At 48.3% G+C, this 15,120-nt stretch carries 14 protein-coding genes and 1 pseudogene; 2 read left to right on the plus strand and 13 right to left on the minus strand.

Translation table 11 applies throughout. The annotated features are described in order from the left end of the window. The first annotated feature begins 126 nt into the window (after window positions 1-126). On the plus strand, window positions 127-864 hold the full coding sequence (locus AC58QD_RS18690) for a bleomycin resistance protein (protein ID WP_497335994.1): 738 nt from the start codon (window positions 127-129) through the stop codon (window positions 862-864). A 139-nt stretch (window positions 865-1,003) separates the two neighbouring features. Then, a complete protein-coding gene (locus AC58QD_RS18695; protein WP_497335996.1) occupies window positions 1,004-2,815 on the plus strand; it encodes an ATP-dependent nuclease in 1,812 nt (603 codons plus the stop codon). Between the two features lie 915 nt (window positions 2,816-3,730). Here the strand turns inward: AC58QD_RS18695 and AC58QD_RS18700 are convergent. From AC58QD_RS18700 to AC58QD_RS18760, 13 genes and pseudogenes are all read right to left on the minus strand, one after another. Beyond that, complete coding sequence (locus AC58QD_RS18700) at window positions 3,731-4,519, minus strand: ankyrin repeat domain-containing protein (protein ID WP_497335998.1); 789 nt, start codon at window positions 4,517-4,519, stop codon at window positions 3,731-3,733. Window positions 4,520-4,721: 202 nt separating this feature from the next. Further along, complete coding sequence (locus AC58QD_RS18705) at window positions 4,722-4,898, minus strand: hypothetical protein (RefSeq protein ID WP_497336000.1); 177 nt, start codon at window positions 4,896-4,898, stop codon at window positions 4,722-4,724. A 65-nt stretch (window positions 4,899-4,963) separates the two neighbouring features. Further along, window positions 4,964-5,086: pseudogene (locus tag AC58QD_RS18710) on the minus strand (sulfurtransferase); the annotation flags it as partial. Between the two features lie 96 nt (window positions 5,087-5,182). Further along, window positions 5,183-5,923 (minus strand): tyrosine-protein phosphatase, encoded by a 741-nt coding sequence (locus AC58QD_RS18715; RefSeq protein WP_497336002.1) that lies wholly within the window; start codon window positions 5,921-5,923, stop codon window positions 5,183-5,185. A 43-nt stretch (window positions 5,924-5,966) separates the two neighbouring features. Further along, the gene (locus AC58QD_RS18720) at window positions 5,967-6,662 is read right to left on the minus strand and encodes a GntR family transcriptional regulator (protein WP_497336004.1); all 696 of its coding nucleotides are present in this window, start codon (window positions 6,660-6,662) and stop codon (window positions 5,967-5,969) included. Then, window positions 6,662-7,492: a carbohydrate ABC transporter permease gene (locus AC58QD_RS18725; protein WP_497336006.1), complete on the minus strand. Its 831-nt coding sequence runs from the start codon at window positions 7,490-7,492 to the stop codon at window positions 6,662-6,664. Before AC58QD_RS18725 ends, AC58QD_RS18720 begins: the two co-directional genes overlap by 1 nt. Before the next feature lie 13 nt (window positions 7,493-7,505). Then, window positions 7,506-8,465, minus strand: coding sequence for a carbohydrate ABC transporter permease (locus tag AC58QD_RS18730; RefSeq protein ID WP_497336008.1), 960 nt, complete (start codon window positions 8,463-8,465; stop codon window positions 7,506-7,508). Window positions 8,466-8,589: 124 nt separating this feature from the next. Beyond that, window positions 8,590-9,936, minus strand: a complete 1,347-nt coding sequence (locus AC58QD_RS18735) for an ABC transporter substrate-binding protein (protein ID WP_497336010.1) — start codon at window positions 9,934-9,936, stop codon at window positions 8,590-8,592. 30 nt (window positions 9,937-9,966) lie between these two features. Continuing rightward, entirely contained in the window at window positions 9,967-10,791 is an 825-nt protein-coding gene (locus AC58QD_RS18740) for a metallophosphoesterase (protein ID WP_497336012.1), read from the minus strand. Window positions 10,792-10,793: 2 nt separating this feature from the next. Continuing rightward, window positions 10,794-11,786, minus strand: a complete 993-nt coding sequence (locus AC58QD_RS18745) for a metallophosphoesterase family protein (protein WP_497336014.1) — start codon at window positions 11,784-11,786, stop codon at window positions 10,794-10,796. A 668-nt stretch (window positions 11,787-12,454) separates the two neighbouring features. Then, window positions 12,455-13,291: a sulfurtransferase gene (locus AC58QD_RS18750; RefSeq protein WP_497336016.1), complete on the minus strand. Its 837-nt coding sequence runs from the start codon at window positions 13,289-13,291 to the stop codon at window positions 12,455-12,457. Window positions 13,292-13,323: 32 nt separating this feature from the next. Beyond that, a complete protein-coding gene (locus tag AC58QD_RS18755; protein WP_497336018.1) occupies window positions 13,324-13,779 on the minus strand; it encodes a DUF350 domain-containing protein in 456 nt (151 codons plus the stop codon). Between the two features lie 54 nt (window positions 13,780-13,833). Next, the gene (locus AC58QD_RS18760) at window positions 13,834-15,117 is read right to left on the minus strand and encodes a glutathionylspermidine synthase family protein (protein ID WP_497336020.1); all 1,284 of its coding nucleotides are present in this window, start codon (window positions 15,115-15,117) and stop codon (window positions 13,834-13,836) included. Window positions 15,118-15,120: the final 3 nt, after the last annotated feature.

The raw sequence follows: 15,120 nt of genomic DNA on the forward strand, positions 1-15,120 counted from the left end.
TTATTTGAATACAAGGATAAATTCGTTTAAACATTAGCATTTGCACTAATGTTGTACGATAAGGGGGTAAGGTGTGCCTCAAGGGGATTACAAAAAACTAGTATTAAGTTGTAGGAGGTTGGTAACTTGTCAACAAATCAGGGTGCGATAACAATCCCTATTTTTCCATGCAGGTCTATAGACGAACAGTTGGATTTCTACCAAGCATTAGGGTTTGAAGTGACTTATCGGCAAGCCAAACCAAACCTATATGCTTGCGTCCGTCACCGTATTACGGAATTACATTTTTTTGTACTCAAACAATTGGAACCATCCAACTCTTACAGCATGTGCTACATAAGCGTTCCTGATGTGGATGCCGTGTACAGGGAATTTTGCGAAAATCTAAGAAAGACTTACCAAAAGATCCCCACCAAGGGGTTTCCAAGAGTCACCAAACTCAATAATCTTTCAGAAGACCGTAGATTTAACCTCATCGATCCTGCAGGAAATCGCTTGATGATTGGGCAGAAGCATGCCTCTTCCGAGCCAATCCACAACAATCCATACATTGTGGTGCACCCTTCAAAGTTTACAAATGCGCTCGAAACTGCGCACCGATTGGCGTATGCCAAAGACGACCCCGCAGCGGCAGCCAAGGTGCTGGATCTTGTTCTTTCAAAAGCTGAAGAAGCATCGGCAATACTTCGCTACAAAGCTTTTGTACTGCGTGCCGATATCGCCGTCTCCATGGACGAGATCAATCTTGCGCGAACTTTTATTCAAGAGGCGGATCAATTAATTCTATCTGATCAAGGACTTGAAGGCGTGAAGGAGGAAACCGAAAGATTAAATGAACTTAAAGTGACTTTGGGGCAAAGCTAATCTTCATAAAGGTTCATGGGGGGTATAAGTTGGCAAAACAGATGAGTTAATATAAACCTCACAACATGGAATATATCCCCATTTATTAGAAGTTGTGATACTATTGACAGTATTACAACTCACGGGGGATAACTATTAAATGAAATTGAAATACATAAAAATTACTAACTTTCGATGCATTTCTGAACTAGAAATTGATATTTTTGAATTTACTAGTCTAATTGGTCCAAATAATTGCGGTAAATCTTCCATTATTCGTGCGATTGAAATTCTTTTAAATCAATCAAAGCCACATACCGACGAATGGAAAAAGGGTAGTGAAGACCAGGAAATTATTGTTGAGGGAACTTTTGAGGAAATCGAAGAGTGGGAGCGGAACACTCCTGGAATTTCCGGATTAGTTAATGATTCAAAAATAAGATTGCGTGTCCGAGCTTCAATTTCTGCGGAAAACAAAATCGAAGTTAACTATGAGGCGTTTATTAAACAATATGAGATCTCCGGATGGGCTGATAGATGGCAAGATGTAGACCCAACAATCCGTGAAATTGCTGCAACTGCAGGTATTGCCGACGGGACAGCATGGCGGACCAAAGCAAATAAAGAAAGAGTACGAGAAATCGTTTTGAGAGAAAATCCACAATTACACGAATTAATTGGTGAGGAATGGACTTCAGAGAATATTAGTTTCTCAGCTGCGTTGAAACAAGCTCTTCCTAGGGCAGTGATTATTCCTGCCGTGAAAGATGCATCCGATGAAATTAAACCTACCAGTACTACTGTTTTTGGAACACTTCTAAGCCAAACAATTCTACCAGCTATTCAAGAATTACCCGAATACCAAAGTCTAGTTGCAATCATAGGGAGCATCTCAACAAAATTATCGAATGATACCGAAGATGGGATACCTATTATTAAAGATTTGACCAGAGAGATATCAGCTAGAATGTCTTCAATAATTGAGTCAAAAATTAAAGTTACGATGTCGACACCAGATACTGATAAATTCGTTGGATCAAGTACAACTTTGTTAATAGATGATGGAACAGAAACTACTATTGGAAGACAAGGGCACGGTGCACAGAGAGCATTAATTTTTGCACTAATTGAAGTCTTGGCAACTAGATCGTCTATTGTAGAGCAAAACGAACAATTTAGGTCAACAATTCTATTGTTTGAAGAACCTGAATTATTTTTGCATCCACATTTAATGATTAGGCTAAAAAATGCTTTAAAAAGTATTTCCGAGAAAGATCATTGGCAAGTTATTATCAGTACGCATTCCCCATTTTTAGTTGATGTTGTTGATAATCCTAAGTCACTTGTTATTTTGAACAGAGCTACTCCAGCTGAATCACCCTATAAGAATCAACTTCAAAACGACCCTTTTAACAATGCCGACACTGCTGATGATGAAAGAGCATCATTAAGGGCATCTCTTGATTTTCACCCTACAGTGAATCAAGTTTTCTTCGCAAAAAGAGTAGTTTTGGTCGAAGGGGATTCAGAACTAGCTTTATTTAACCATACAAGTAAGTTGCATGCACATTTTAATATTAATGAAGAATCATTCAACAATACCACTGTAGTATCTTGTGGTGGAAAATGGACGATTGTTCCATTTGCAAAATTACTCAATGCATTTCGGATTCCATTTAAAGTTATTCATGACTGTGACAAAAAAGACAGAAATGAAGATGAACTAGCCATTATTGCTGCAATTGACCCATATAGGGCAAATGAAAAGATAAGATTAGCAGCTGATGGGCGTGAAATATATGTTGTAGAGGATACGCTAGAGCATCTTCTCTGGGAAGCAGGAAGAAGAACTCCAAGCAAGGATAAACCTTATTTGACTTGGAAAAGAGTACAACAACTTCTCGAAACACCCGAACAATTGGAAAATTTTCCTCGCTTAAGAGATCTGTTTGAGTTTGTTTACAGATGGTAGTATACGCCAAATAATAAAATCTCTTTTTTAACATCTTGATTACTTGTTGAACCGGCATTTAATACGACATGTTGCCGACTTCATGCAACGGACGGACTCTTAATAAGAATGGCCATGAACCCTCAAGATGAGGGTTCATGGCCATTCTTTGTGTTATTAGATATATAAAGAAGATAAAAATGTGTGTTCGGTTTGGCTCCCGCTGGTATTTACAGCAACCGAGAGTTGAATCCTTGATGAATCGAGGCCTCCTGGTTACACGGCTAGGTAAACTATTCAACCAAGTACTATGTATTCCGAATGCCTGTCCGACGCGTTTTCTCCATTGTTACTCATCACCCGTCGCAATCGGATTACCCTCATACGAAATCCAATCGCTCCAGCTTCTTACTCCCCCACGAACCCCCATGCTCGGAAGGTTCCAAATGCAAAAGGTGAGGGTTCGGAGCAGCGCGGCGGGAATGCTTCGGAGGATGTGCCAGCCCCCATATGCAACGACCTCCCATGGCTACGCTTGGGAGGACTTGTGGAGCAAGAAGCCCGTAGACGACGCGGCTGGTGAAACATTATAGTTTGAGCCAAGGCGAGTCATCCACCTGTGGCTGGGTCAAGCCGAACGGATCGCCAACAAAAGGACAAGTGAAGCAAGGTAAACCTTAACTTACTTTTGTCTTATCTTGATTGCTGTTTGCAAGCTGTTGAACGTTGTTTACAGGTTGTTCCTCTTTACTATCAAGGGCTTCAACATATGACGAGTAAGAGGACTTCAACTCTCCAAATCAATATTGTTCTCCTGAACAACAAGTTCCTAGTCTCGATAGGCGTGCGTGGAATAATATTCGTTTGACCAACTCGCGTTTGGAAGCCGAGCACGTTACTCAAGAGTAAATCATGAGGACTTGCAACCCAAAATAATCATCCCAGTTCTCTTGCAGATTTAGCTCCTTGAATAGCAAGCCACTGAATCAGTTCAGCAGCGGAACTACGTTTTGCTGCGTCCAGTGGAGTTAATCCATCCCAGACGGATATCCAGTTCAGTTTGGCGCCTTGTTCGAGGAGGTATTCTGCAGACTGCAGCTGTCCTCCGTGGCAAGCGCACCAGAAGGCAACGGTAACTTTGTCCGGAGGAGAAGAGCTATTTACTCCCCAAGGATATCGCTCAGAAAGCGTGTTCCCGGCGAAATAGGCCTTTATTGCGTCCATCTGTCCAAGCGCAGCAGCATGCCAGAGTGCAATCTTCGCTCCGCGTTCAACCAATCTACGGGCTGCACACCATTGTCCGAACGCTACTGCATCGTCCAGTGGCGTGCCACCGGCGATCACTGCACCTGGCGCTTCGATATCGGCGCCAGCATCAAGAAGCGCGTCAAGCACTTTAATGTCATCGGAGCTCGCAGCCCAATGAAGCGGTGTCTCGGTGTTCGAACCCGTGAAACGAGCGTTCACCTCCGCACCGAACTCGACTAACACTCCCACGGTAGCCGATCCGTTTGGGAAGTGACCGGGCCAGTCGGTCACCACATGCAACAGTGTTCGAGACATCTTACAACTTTCGCCTTCGTTGCTATTGTCTCTTCCGATAATTGTTGCCGTTGCCAACCCTGGATTCTCGACGAGCAGTCGCTTCAACGATGGAATATCGCCAGTTTGGATCGCTTGAACAACGGTTACTGCCAGCGTTTCATCTTCGTAAATAAATTCCATATCCAAGTCTCCTCACACACATAATCAGTCCCATCTATCCTTTCATGGCTCATGTAACAGTTTGAATTGTATAACGACTTAAATTTGAGCTTCGTAAATTCACCGTACTTGAGTATTCGTGGAATGATTATAATGTCCTGCTCGTTAGTAGATGGAATAAATTTTAGTTCATCAACGCTATCTTAATGGCGGCTGGACTCTTTCACCGCACGTAAGAACTCGCCGCGCCTGTCTGTGGATGGCTAGATGCAAGACGCATGATGCCATTCAACAACAACCTGTCCCGCTGCCGGACTGTGGCTGGCTCAGGGGTTCTTGCAACCAATTCCAGCGACTTCTTGTTTGCAAGCTGTTGAACGGAAAACCCAAAGAGGGCCACAACAAGTCGCCACCCGGCAACCTGTCACAGCCCTCCACCCCACGTCCGACGCGGCTTCTCGGTCCTTACTCTTCTCCAGTCGCCACCGGATTCTCCTCATAACTAATCCAGTCGCTCCAGCTTCCAGAGTACAGCTTCACGTTCGGGAAGCCGGCTTCCTCCAGCGCGAGGACATTCGGGCAAGCGGTCTGCTTGTCCGGCAGCATATTAGGGCTTTAACAGGTTGCCCGGGAGGCAGGCTGTTAAAGCCCTAATTGGCTTTCCATTCCCCGTTGCTCAAACAATCAGTCTTTGATCAATCGGTCTTTAATCGCCTGAATCTGCTCCTCCGTAAGGCCGATGAAAAGCAGATAATGTTCGGCGTTCGAATACTTCTCCACCAAATGATCCAGCATTACGTCCATATTAAGAGGATCGCAGCCGAGAAAATTTTCATACATCTCTTCCGGCATCGTGGCAGGACGTTCGCCGCGCAGCTCATGCATGATTGGTTCGAGACAAGATGCCGTCAACGAATAGTCTTCTTTTATCGTTTCATGCGGAACGCCGGCAAGATCCAGCAGCAATGCCGAAACGACGCCGGTCCGATCCTTGCCTGCAGCGCAATGGTACATGGTTGCCGGGCCAATCCGATCCGCCAACAATGTGAACACACTTAGCAGCTCCGCTTGAGACCCTTCCAGCATGCTGACGTACAAATCACCAAGATGGCGTACTTGCATGGTGGCCAATTTCGTAGGATTAATCAGACTGATATGATGATACTCGACTTTGTCGAAATCAACGAACACATTTTTCTTCGTCTCAACCTCTGACGTATGCCGCAAATCGATTACCTTGCCAACACCTCTATTCACCAAGTCAGAGCGGCTTACATCCGTCAGCCGGTGCAAGCCGTCCGCACGGAAGTAAACTCCCCAATTCGTCGTCTTTCCATCTTTCGTAGCATATCCGCCCAAATCGCGTACATTATAGGCGCCTTCAACCTGAAGGACGCGTTGCTCGTATCCAATAACTGGTTTCATAAAAGTAACCGCCTTTGTGAGTGATAGATATGAATCTAAGCCTTTAAATGTAAAACTGCTGAAATTGCATGAGGACTTGCTCGTTTAATTCGAGAACCGCCTTTCTTGCTTCCTCTAAATCTCCGCGTTCAAGGGAGTCGTAAATCCGCCTATTGAATTGCTTGGCCTGATTCGGCCTCGGCAAAGAGTTTGCATGCAACTTGCGGTAAGAGATGATTTTGAACATATACTTGCCTTTGATCTGCTCGAGAATCTGCAGCATATTCTGATTGCGAACAGTGGAAAGCATAGCTCCGATGAACATCAAAGAGCTATCATAATAAGCCAGGTAGTCGCTCTCTTCGGAAGCCTGTATCTGGCGATCGAGATGAACTCTCATAGACGGCAAGTCGAAAGACAGCTTCCTCATCGCTGCAACTTCTAAACCGTACAGCTGCATGGAAGTCAGCACTTCGAACATTTCAGCGAATTCCCGGAAGGAAATGTCCTTAACGAACACGCCTCTGCCTCGAATGGACTCTACAAATCCTTCGGTTTCCAGCAACGAGATCGCAGCGCGAATCGGCGTGCGGCTCATGTTCAACCGATCCGCCAATTCGTTCTCCGACAGAAGCAGGCCCGGCAAATAATTGCCGCATATAATTTGCTCACGGATTTTCTGATAGGCTATTTTTTCTAATGAAGGCTTTGTCGAGCCTTTCATCACGGGTAAGTCTTGCTGGTTGGACAATGAACTCATTAACGAATGCCGCCTTTTAGGAAAGAATCGATAATTTGACGCTGTAACACCAAGTATATAATAAGAATGGGTAAGCTCGCCAACGTAGTTGCAGCCATCATCGGTCCCCATTGATTCGACTCGGTGGACATGAACGACTGCAGTCCGATTTGCAAGGTTGAGAATTTCGGCTTGTTCGTAACGAGAAGAGGCCAGAAATAGTCGTTCCACGCCGAAATGAACAATAACACGCCGGATGAGGCGATCGTCGAACGCAGGTTCGGGAATATAGTGCGCCACAACACACTCCAGTCGGAGGCGCCGTCTAAGTGAGCAGCTTCAATTAGTGTTTTAGGGAACGATTTGAACGCACTATAAAGTTGCAGCACCGCGAACGCCGAAACGATGTTCGGGATAATCAGACCAAGCAGATTATTCCTCAGTCCCCAACCGCTGATGACGACATAATTCGGAATCATGATGACCTGAAAAGGAACTAGCCATGTTAGCGAAATGAGTGCAAAGACGAACGTTTTACCGCGGAATTCCCAACGGGTAAACGCATAAGCGGCAAGTATGCTGGTCAACAGCTGCGCGGCTGTCTGAACGATGGCCACGATCAGCGAGTTCGCCATCATGCGGGCCATCGGGATCGCATTCCACGCGTACGCGTAGTTCTCGAACGTCCAATGGCGGGGAAGCAGCGAAGTGGAATATATTTCTCCTGGAGGCTTAAATGACGTATTGAGCATCCAATAAAAGGGGAAGACGGCCAGTAAGCTAAGCAATATCAGCAAAATATGCTTGCTGGCTAACGCCTTTCGGGACACATGGAGTCTTGCGTTCTTCACCTTTGTTCCTCCTTCAATTATCGTAAAATGACACTTTTTTAGACCATTTCATAAATCCGAGCGCAATCAGGCTGGAGCCAAGAACGACAAAGACTGCCGCTGCCGAGCTCGATCCGACCGAAAACGTCTTGAAGCCGTACGTCCAGAGCAAATAATAGATGTTGGTCGTCGAATTGATCGGCCCGCCTTGCGTCAATACGTTGATGTAAGAGAAGCTCCATTCCGCGGCGAACAGCGTACTGAGCATGGCCATAAACATAATAGTCGGCGACAGCAGAGGGAGCAGCACGTGCCAAATGATTTGCCAGCGGTTCGCCCGGTCCATTCTAGCGGCTTCCACATATTCTTTGTTCAGCCCGGACAATGCAGCCGAGAAGATCAAGGTGCTGAAGCCGATCAGCTTCCAACCGGTAATGAAGGTGATCGACCAGATCGCCCAATGAGAGTCTGAGAAGAATCGAATCGGTTCCTGAATAATATGGATCGCTTGAAGCAGCTTGTTGATCAGGCCGCCCATCGGATTCATCAACCAGCTCCATAACGCGGATACGGCAACCGGCGCCATGATCATTGGAACAAATACGAGCGCCCGATACATGGTTCGCGAACGTTTGCCGATGTTATCCGTAGCGATGGCGATGGCCAGCGGGATTAACAACGAGAACGGCAGCACGCCGACCGTGTAGATCAATGTATTCCACAAGGCTTTGCTCATATCGGGGAGTGTAAACAACAGCTTGTAATTTTCAAGTCCAAGATATTCCTTCGGAGAGGTCGGGAGCATGTTCCACTCATAGAAGCTAAGCTGGAACGTTTGCAGAAGCGGGCGGTAAACCCAATAGCCGATTGACACGATGGCCGGCAGCAGATACAACCAAGGCATGATCCAGCGCAACCGGCTTCTTCTGCGAATCCGTTCGAAGGACTTCGACCGATCGCTTTGAACCGTCGCGGCCATTGAATTGCTATTCATAGGATCTATCCTCCTTGCAATTTCGTTTCATTTGATCGATCTTTTTACCGCTTGAAAAATAGAAGACAGAAGGTCATTCCGCCTTCTGTCTTGCCGGACAGGCGATTCTTTCCATGCGGTGTTGTTATTGGATCAGTATTTGCGCGCGTTTTTGCGCATCCTGCATGATTGGAGTAATATCTCCGCTTGTCTGAAGCGATTTCTGCACTGCATCCAGGAAAGTCGATTCGACTTGGCTGAATTTGGAGCCTGGGTATGCGACCCACGGCTGAAGGCGGGTAAGCTGTTCCAAATTCGGCTTGACTAGCGGGTTTTGAGTGACCCAGTCCTTCAGATATTTCGGGTCGTCGACAATCGCCGGACGCAGCGGCAAGTAGCCGAGCTTGGACGTTATGATCGTATATCCCCTCTCACTGGTAACGAATTTCAGAAATTCCCAAGCTGCTTTTTGTTTAGCCTTTTCATCCGACAAGATGAACAAGGCACTTCCCGAGTTGACCGGTGTTGTCGGTTTGCTGCCGAACGAAGGCATCGCCGCCGCTTTCAACTCCCAGCCTCCGGCTTTGGCTGCGCTCAGGAACCCGCTTTGCAAGGCGCTGCTAGTAAGCACCATGCCAAGCTTTCCTTCGCTAAACGATTGGGTGACTTCGCCGTCGTTCAATTTATCGTGAGCGCCGCTTAAGAGAAGATCCTGCCACATCTTAATGGCGCCGACAGCAGCAGGCTCGCCGAACTGAATCGTTTTACGGTCGTCCGACAGCACTTTACCGCCATTGCTGCCGACAACTGCTTGCGCGAGCCAGTCATTGCCTGCCATGCCCTGGATATGAACGCCTGCGGCCTTCGTCTTGGAAGTAATTTGAAGCGCTGCTTGCTTTACTTCCTCCCAAGTTTTCGGTGGTTGATTCGGGTCGAGACCCGCATCTTGAAAGATCTTTGCGTTGTAGAACAGAATCGGCGTGCTGAACGTGTAAGGCAACCCGTACGTTTTGCCCTTCAGCTGCCCCAGCTTCATCCCGTTCGGAGAGAAGCCTTCGAAGTTTTTCTTGAACTCGTCAGCAGAAATGATATCCTCGAGCGCTTTTGCCCCATAATTTTGCACCGCATAATCCAATCCATCGAATACGAGCTGGGCTACATCGGGACGCGAACCGGCTGCAATATCGGCTTGAACCTTCGTATTGATTTCCGTTGAGGTGATTGCAATCGGATCGATTTTTATTTCCGGGTGAGCCGTTTCGAATTCGGAGATCAACTGTAATACGCCGTCCTTCTGGCTGGCAATCGCCAGATTGTAGCTATAAAATGTGATTTTGGTCGGTTGACTGGCCGGTTTGCTCGAGCTTGTGCTAGTAGCTGTGCCGCTATTGGCCGAATTAGAAGTGCCTTCATCTGAACCTGAGCTTCCGCATGCGGCCGTAGTCAGCATCGCTAATGCCAGCACGCCGGCCATTTTTGTTTTTTTCAACATGACAACACTCTTCCTTTCAAAATTTTATAGTTAGCCGTGAGCTTCTTGCAGCTTCTTAAGATCGTAATCGATAAGCAGACGATGGTCCCCTGGCATTGTCATCGGCTGAACGATCATTTGTCCGTTCTTCACGAGAACGAAATTGTAGCCCGATCGATCCAACATCCGCATGCTGTTGGCGGCGATCGGATCAAGACCGAATGCTACCCCATCGGCTGCTGCGCAAGGAATGCCGCCCAGCATGCCGATATTGTGATAATGGATATGCCCCGACAGCAAGCCGATGACATCGCTGCCTTCGATCACATTTGCCAGGTCTTGCGGGTTTTGCAGCAGATGGCTGTCCATCATCGCCGTAGGCGTCGGAACGACCGGATGATGGTGCACGATAATCGTTCCAGCTGGAGCCGGCTCGACCAGCAATTGCTGGAGCCATGTCAGCTGCTCTTCGTCGATTCGCCCGTCATGGGTTCCCGGCACTTGCGTATTCAGCATGACGACACGCAACCCATTGCTCATGAAGGTGTAATAATACGACTCATTCGACGGTGCTTCTTCGAGAAATCCTTCGCGGAACGGCTCGCGGAAGTCATGGTTGCCTAACGCGACATGAATCGGAACGCCGACCGCTTGCTCTTCTTCTTGAAGGAACGTCCTGAGGAACTTGTAGTCTTCCAAATCGCCGTCGTGAGTCAAATCGCCGCTAATTACGACAAATGCCGGTTTCGGCTGAAGCTTGCCGATCTCAACAAATACGTTATGAAGCTTGTCCGACATTTCAAGCCCGAACAGCGGCCTTTTACCTGGTTTGCTAATATGGATATCAGTCAAGTGTACGAAGAAAATCGGTTCCATAATTATTTCCCCTCCGCGTGTGAATGTTGGTGTGCGGGATAAGCTGCGATTTCTTGAAAGCCATCCAAATGGAGAACACGATAAGTCGGAACACCGCCGCGCATCGTTACCCATAGAATCAAATTGGCGTTAGCGCCTTCTGCCGATACGCCATGAGGAAGTCCGCCTGTACGACCCAATTGGATGTGCTCGCGGTTGCCTTCGCGCGTATATTCCAGCTCGTGCAGATGACCCGCCAGAATGGTGTAGGGACGATCCCCGAGCATGCGCTCCAATTGGCTGAATTCCTCGCTCCCGGTTTTCCAGCCCGGCTTATGCATGTTGACGAATGTCCAGGTTACATCCTGGTTTTCATCAAGCACTTTTTGAAAGAAGGCAAATTGCTCTTCGCCGATGTTCATCTTGACCTTTGACATGCCCTTCCGCTGTTCAGGCGTAAGCAACTCCCCGAACAATCTCAAGTGATCTTGGACATTGCCTGGATCACGTTTGAAATTTTCCGTCACGCGCTTAACGACGTCGATGAGCTCATCAGGTAGCTCGTCAGGCGTATGCTCCGTGTTGATGGTTAAGTAGAGTACTTCGGCGACGCGGAATGCATAGTAATCCATGCCTTTGCGCTCGCTCCAAACGTTGGCCATGACGGAATTTCCATAGTCGTGGTTCCCGACCGTTGGGAAGAACGGTACTCCCATCGCTTGAATCTTAGCGTCAAGCTCATCCCACTCTTCGTGGACGGAGCCTGGATTTTTCCAGTAGCCCTCGATCAGATCGCCGACGGCGAGGACGAATTCGGGCTTCAAATCCTTCAGCATGTCCAGCGCTTTTTCAAATACGCCTTCTGTTGCCATTCCGCAACGGTCACCCACCACGGCAAACGAAAAATCGCCTTGCAGTTGTTCCGGAAGTTTCCCAAACCAAGGGCGCTTGTTCGTTGCAAACCTTGGATCCTCAAACATGGCGCTAAGCTTTTCATTTAGTTGTACAGTTTGCATGGTTGGCTCCTTTATATCTAGATTGAATATCTCCACAAACTCATTATGCAGGTTGTATGTAAGCTGAATGTCAACTGGATTTTAAGAATTTGTATAGTTAGTTATCCTTGTGGTTGCAAGCTCCTAATCCTAAAAATGCAAAGCCGCCAGCTTCAAACCGTCCGTCAAGGAACAATAACAAACGAGAACTTCACAATTGGTATTTACATTCCATTCTGTGTTGATTTTTAGGCTGAGAGCAACATGAATATAAGGCACAGCAAATACAGTCTCTATATTTAACAATTGGACAGTTTCCTTGAAGAGGGACTAGGACCTTATTCATTTTAGGGATATAGCAAATCAGGGCACATCGAGTCAGTAATGAATCGGCAGGTGTGCCTTGATTGCTTGTGGCGGGGAGCAGAAACTAAAGGGCGGGCGTACGGGAGGGGATCAATGTCGGGCGGATCGCCATGCCCGGCGTAGCGTAGCAAACAAACAATCCTGACTGTACGGTGGAGTGGGGGGTTTACAAAAGACTATACAGCCCCACATCAAAGGGTTGGCGGCCTATTCTGGCCGCCAACCCTTTGATGTGGGGCTATTCTGGCTATTTCGCCCGGGCCGGGCAACTACATATGCACGCCCTGTATTAAACATCCGCGTCCCGTACGGTCCGCCAAAGCTTATTCATTGCCGGTAGCTATTTCGTTCTCAGGGTAAGAAATCCAATCGCTCCAACTGCCCGCATACAGCTTCACATTCTTGTAACCCGCTTCCTCCAACGCCAACACATTCGGACAAGCGGTCACACCCGATCCGCAGTACACCACGATTTCCTGGTTAGGTGACAGTTTATCGAATCGAGTGGCTTGTCCAGCAGCATCACGCCAGCGGCCCTGCTCATCGAGCGCACCCTTCCAGAAGTAGTTAACCGCCCCCGGAATGTGCCCGGCCTTGGCATCGATTGGCTCCGTGATCCCGAGGTAACGCGGCTCTTCCCGTGAATCGATCAGCGTCACATCCGTATTCCCGATCCTGGCCTTAACTTCCTCCATCTGCAGCAGCATATGCTCACGAGTGCGAACCTCGAAGACAGCAGGCTCCGGTATGCTTACTTCAGCGGTTACAGGATGTCCTGCTGCTTGCCAAGCGGAGAAGCCGCCATTCAGGATGAACACCTGATCGTGTCCTGCATAGCGCAGCAGCCACCATAGACGGGACGCCATAGCACCGCCTTGGTCATCATAAGCAACGACCGTTGTCTGATTGCCAATCCCAGCTGCACCCAGAACGACTGCGAATGCCTGCAGATCAGGGAGCGGATGACGCCCCCCATGCTGACTCACCGCAGAGGAAAGCTGCTTATCCAGGCCGAAATAGACGGCTCCCGGCAAATGCCCCTGCTCATATTCGCTTCTCCCCGAGCTCGGCTGTCCAAGAGCAAAGCGGCAATCAGCCACCACCACGTTCGAATCGTGCAAATGCTCAAGCAACCACTCAGCTTCTACTATGAATCCCATCTCATCCACGCTCCTTTGTCCTATCGTTAAGATTAGTAACTGATTAAGGCGGCCATTAGTAACCCTGTGGCAACACTAAGTATGGCGGCGAAGATTCCGACGCTTACATTCCCATTCGGAATTTCACGTACAACTCGGAACGGCGTAATCCACTCGAATATATAGAAGACTAGCACTTGAAACAATGTCCCCACAATCCCCCAAAGCGCCAAATCCCATAAGGAAATGGAATGGTATATTGCTGATGCCAGCACAACGGACAACCCGATTATTTTACCGCCCAGATCATAAGCCGCTGCCTTGGCTGCATTATGTTTGCGGGGATCATCGGTATTCGCCCCTTCACGAATGAGGGCAAACTCGTTATAGGGGGTAGTGATCATAAAAATAGCCATTCCAAATGCTAATAGAGGCAAAGTAACCCCCAAATAAGCTAAAAAGTTCAAAATCTGTTCCCACTGGCCACCAACAGGGTCCATCTCACTCATATCTGCATCTCCTTTGTCCTTAGTCCCACCAACATCTACTCTTCACATCAGAAATTATTCAAGCCCTACAGGCACATAGTACGATAAGTTTCCTGTTATTCGTCCTCCTGCTCTGGCAACAATGGCTGATGCCTTACCTCCCACCAGAAAAGAACCCCAGAGCAGCCGGCAGCGTTCCAAACCGCGCTCCGTCTCAAGCTCCACAATCGGCAGCTCTACGCATTCTTGCACGATCATAGGCTGATCCCAGTAGAGCCCCTCTCCATCTCGTTCCTCCACCGTTCCATCTGCACGGTAAAGGGTCACCCCTCCGCCTTCCCGGCCGAATATCGGCTTCGAAACGAACGGACGCTGCCCTTCGAATTGATTCTCCATGTATGTCGGAAGCATATAGGTTTTAATGGTCTCGTGCTCTTCCGGGGTGAAGAATTCACCCGCTTCGTGCAGATTCCAGATCAGCGCCTGTAGCGCTTTGGACTGTGCGATCAGTGCCGATGGCGGGTTCAGCACACATACCTTACCGCGTGCCATCAGGTCGAGTGCATGAGCACCAGTCGGATAGCCGTCTTCGGCATCCTTCTCTTCCGCCAACTTCTCCAGTGCATGCAATCTATACAATAGGTTGATCGGCTCGTGCGTCCCATCCTCCTCCTGCCATACACACAGTTGATCCTCGTACACACGCAGGTCGGACAAAGGAACGAATCGGCCGTCCAAACCGCTGCAGGCTAACAAATATCGGGTGGTGCCGGCATCCTCTTCATGCCAATCCAGTGTACTGAATGCAACACGGTCCACCGAATACCCGCGAGCTGCATATTCTGCCGCACCAGCCATGAACGCATCCCGCAAATGCTGCTTCATCCCCGCATTCGGATCCTTAACCCCGAACATCGAGCATACATGGCCATTCACCTCATAGGCTTCAACAATACTCGTTGGGGTATCGCTGTTCAGCTCGAGCATCTTCAGCCCTTGATCCGTCTCGGCAAAATCAAACCTCCCGATCACGGTAGGCATCAGCTCTGATCCTGCAACACGAACAGCATCCCAAGTCTCGACGGGCAATCCCAAAGCTTCGAATAGCGAATCCTCACCTTGGCGAGCCATGTGTACGGTCTTGCTGAATACATGCCCGAGCTTCTCGGTAGCTGCTGCAATCTCAGCTCTAAGCGAAGGTCGGATCCGAATTAGGGAAGCCACTGCATATTCATCACCATACATGCGATCCCACGCAAAGGAGCCTCCTTCACGAATGTCTGCATAGAGTCGTTCGCGCCACTCCGCATAGGAGTAACCTTCGACTATCTCGCCCTTGTAGGGGTTAGAGTATCCCATACT

Source organism: Paenibacillus sp. J2R1T-4 (assembly GCF_059692235.1).

Coding starts and splice junctions, on each gene's coding strand:
- AC58QD_RS18695 (WP_497335996.1), top strand. CDS start 1,004: ATGAAATTGAAATACATAAAAATTACTAACTTTCGATGCATTTCTGAA.
- AC58QD_RS18700 (WP_497335998.1), bottom strand. CDS start 4,519: ATGGAATTTATTTACGAAGATGAAACGCTGGCAGTAACCGTTGTTCAA.
- AC58QD_RS18715 (WP_497336002.1), bottom strand. CDS start 5,923: ATGAAACCAGTTATTGGATACGAGCAACGCGTCCTTCAGGTTGAAGGC.
- AC58QD_RS18720 (WP_497336004.1), bottom strand. CDS start 6,662: ATGAGTTCATTGTCCAACCAGCAAGACTTACCCGTGATGAAAGGCTCG.
- AC58QD_RS18730 (WP_497336008.1), bottom strand. CDS start 8,465: ATGAATAGCAATTCAATGGCCGCGACGGTTCAAAGCGATCGGTCGAAG.
- AC58QD_RS18735 (WP_497336010.1), bottom strand. CDS start 9,936: ATGTTGAAAAAAACAAAAATGGCCGGCGTGCTGGCATTAGCGATGCTG.
- AC58QD_RS18740 (WP_497336012.1), bottom strand. CDS start 10,791: ATGGAACCGATTTTCTTCGTACACTTGACTGATATCCATATTAGCAAA.
- AC58QD_RS18745 (WP_497336014.1), bottom strand. CDS start 11,786: ATGCAAACTGTACAACTAAATGAAAAGCTTAGCGCCATGTTTGAGGAT.
- AC58QD_RS18750 (WP_497336016.1), bottom strand. CDS start 13,291: ATGGGATTCATAGTAGAAGCTGAGTGGTTGCTTGAGCATTTGCACGAT.
- AC58QD_RS18755 (WP_497336018.1), bottom strand. CDS start 13,779: ATGAGTGAGATGGACCCTGTTGGTGGCCAGTGGGAACAGATTTTGAAC.
- AC58QD_RS18760 (WP_497336020.1), bottom strand. CDS start 15,117: ATGGGATACTCTAACCCCTACAAGGGCGAGATAGTCGAAGGTTACTCC.